Annotated in this window: 3 protein-coding genes and 2 pseudogenes; 3 read left to right on the top strand and 2 right to left on the bottom strand. The window is 64.6% G+C overall.

All coding sequences use genetic code 11. The features are described 5' to 3' along the window. Positions 1–207: pseudogene (locus IL54_RS19140) on the top strand (lipopolysaccharide biosynthesis protein); the annotation flags it as partial. A 22-nt stretch (positions 208–229) separates the two neighbouring features. Here the strand turns inward: IL54_RS19140 and IL54_RS19135 are convergent. Then, on the bottom strand, positions 230–658 hold the full coding sequence (locus IL54_RS19135; RefSeq protein WP_037479586.1) for a CBS domain-containing protein: 429 nt from the start codon (positions 656–658) through the stop codon (positions 230–232). 73 nt (positions 659–731) lie between these two features. Between IL54_RS19135 and IL54_RS19130 the strand changes: the two genes are divergently transcribed. Together IL54_RS19130 and IL54_RS19125 are read left to right on the top strand one after the other, a co-directional pair. Beyond that, positions 732–1,031 (top strand): hypothetical protein, encoded by a 300-nt coding sequence (locus IL54_RS19130; protein WP_037479592.1) that lies wholly within the window; start codon positions 732–734, stop codon positions 1,029–1,031. Next, the gene (locus IL54_RS19125) at positions 1,024–1,401 is read left to right on the top strand and encodes an acyl-CoA thioesterase (protein ID WP_037479585.1); all 378 of its coding nucleotides are present in this window, start codon (positions 1,024–1,026) and stop codon (positions 1,399–1,401) included. The genes IL54_RS19130 and IL54_RS19125 overlap by 8 nt, the downstream gene beginning before the upstream one ends. 3 nt (positions 1,402–1,404) lie before the next feature. Here the strand turns inward: IL54_RS19125 and IL54_RS24700 are convergent. Then, positions 1,405–2,041: pseudogene (locus tag IL54_RS24700) on the bottom strand (hypothetical protein); the annotation flags it as partial.

The raw sequence follows: 2,041 nt of genomic DNA, 5'->3' as shown, positions 1-2,041 counted from the left end.
CTGGGCTGTTCGGTGTTGATGGCGGGTGTCGTGATGGCGGTTGATTTTCTGCTGCCGCCGCTGGCCGCGCCAATCCGGCTCGCGATATTGGTGCCGACGGGCGGCGTCGCGTTTCTTGCCGCGTTGATGCTGTGTTCGCGCGCCACGGTGATGGAACTGGTCGCGCTGGTGGTGCGGCGCGCGCCCCCGGCCCAGGCACCGGCCTGAACCGAGGGGGCAGCCGCCTCTTTCAAGCCGTCTGGATATAATCGCGCAGCGCGCTGGCTTCCGATTCGATGCTGTCGATGCGGAATTTCACCAGATCGCCGATCGAAATCAGGCCGACCAACTGGCCATCGACCACCACCGGCAGGTGGCGGATGCGCCGCTTGGTCATCAGCGAGAGGCCATGGATCACCGGCATCTTGTCATCGACGGTGATGGCGGGCGAGGTCATGAGGTCGCCCACCGGATGGTCGAGCGCCGCGGCGCCATCGGTCGCCACGCGATAGACAAGGTCGCGTTCGGAAAAGATGCCGACCACTTCGCCATCATCGACCACGGGAACGCAGCCGATTCGCCGATCGGCGAGCAATTGGACAGCGGACAACACCGTATCGGTGGACCGCACCTGGACGACATCGCCCCCCTTGCCCCGCAAAATCGCTGCAATCGTCATGGCTGCTCTCCTTCTGCCCTATAATTTGGTTCAGGCGCTTGATGATCCCACTTTCGCGGGCCAAAGAAAAGGGATGACACGCAAGCAAGCGCTCGATGATCCGCAGATCGCCGCCGTGGCCTGGACCCGGTTTCGCCGCATCATGGCGTGGATGGCGCTGGGCGGGGCGGCCTGCACCGCGCTGGCGCTGCTCTTTCTCTATTATCGGTCGGAAACCATGCCGATCCATATGATCATCGCGACCATATTGGGGGTGTGGCTGACCTTCATGCTGGGCACGGGGCTGATGGCGCTCGCCTTCCTGTCGCATGGCACCGGCCATGACGAGCAGGTGATGGACCGGTTGAAGGACGAGGTGCCGCTGGATGACTGACAAGCGCGACGATGTGGTGTTGCGGGTCATGCCACGCATCGCCGACATCAACGCCAACGGCCATATTTTCGGCGGCTGGGTGCTGAGCCAGATGGATATTGCGGGCGGCATCGTCGCGCATCGAATCGCGCAGGGGGCCGTGGCGACCGTCGCGATCGAGAGCATGAAGTTCATCACGCCGATTTTGCTGGGCGATGTCGTGTCAGTCTATGCCCATGAGGAGCGGCGCGGGCGGACCTCGCTCGCCATCCGCATCGATGTGGTGGCGACGCGCGGGGCGGAGCAGGAGCAGGTCGATTTGACCAGCGGCCTGTTCACCTTCGTCGCGCTGGATGAGAATCACCGGCCGCGCCCCTTGCCCGCGACCTGATCGTCAGCGGGGCGTCCGCAGGCGGTAGTCGAGTTGGGCCGTTCCCTGCGCCGGTACGGTAGCCGTCCAGAGCCAAGCCCCGTCGCGACGGACGAGGCGCGGACGTGATCCGACGAGTTGGTTGGCTTCGTCATCCTGCACGATGATTTCCGCGACCAGCGGTTCGGCACCGCTATTGATCAGCCGAAGACCGTATCGCTGCGTTTTTTCATCGAAGGTCCGTTCGTAGCGCAAGTGCGGGCTTTGCCCCGCCGCGATCTCTACCTTGTCGCCGATCGCCTGGTCACGCATCCGCGCCTGCGCCAGCAACAGCGATTCGACCCCGCGCATCGCGAACAGCGACAGGCCGCCGGACGGGAGCGGCACCCCTGCCCCGCTTTCGCGCCGGTTGGTGAAGCGCAATGTGCGGGTGAGCGGGCCGCCCTCGCTGACATCACCCTGCGCCGATAGCCGCGCGGTGTAGAGGGTGGTGAAAGCGATCGCGCGCTGGTGCAGGAGCGCGACCTGCTTTTGGCCGTTGGGATTGAGATCGACCGTCATCGGCACACGATAAAGTTTGAGGTCGCCCAGTTCCTCTTGCGTTGCGACGCGGCGACCCGTCACCATGATTTCCTGGGCCGCCATCATCGGCGGGGGTGGC

It is taken from the genome of Sphingobium sp. ba1, from assembly GCF_000743655.1.
Classification (GTDB): domain Bacteria; phylum Pseudomonadota; class Alphaproteobacteria; order Sphingomonadales; family Sphingomonadaceae; genus Sphingobium.
This window is presented reverse-complemented; position numbering and strand designations above follow the sequence as displayed.

Coding starts and splice junctions, on each gene's coding strand:
- IL54_RS19135 (WP_037479586.1), bottom strand. CDS start 658: ATGACGATTGCAGCGATTTTGCGGGGCAAGGGGGGCGATGTCGTCCAG.
- IL54_RS19130 (WP_037479592.1), top strand. CDS start 732: ATGACACGCAAGCAAGCGCTCGATGATCCGCAGATCGCCGCCGTGGCC.
- IL54_RS19125 (WP_037479585.1), top strand. CDS start 1,024: ATGACTGACAAGCGCGACGATGTGGTGTTGCGGGTCATGCCACGCATC.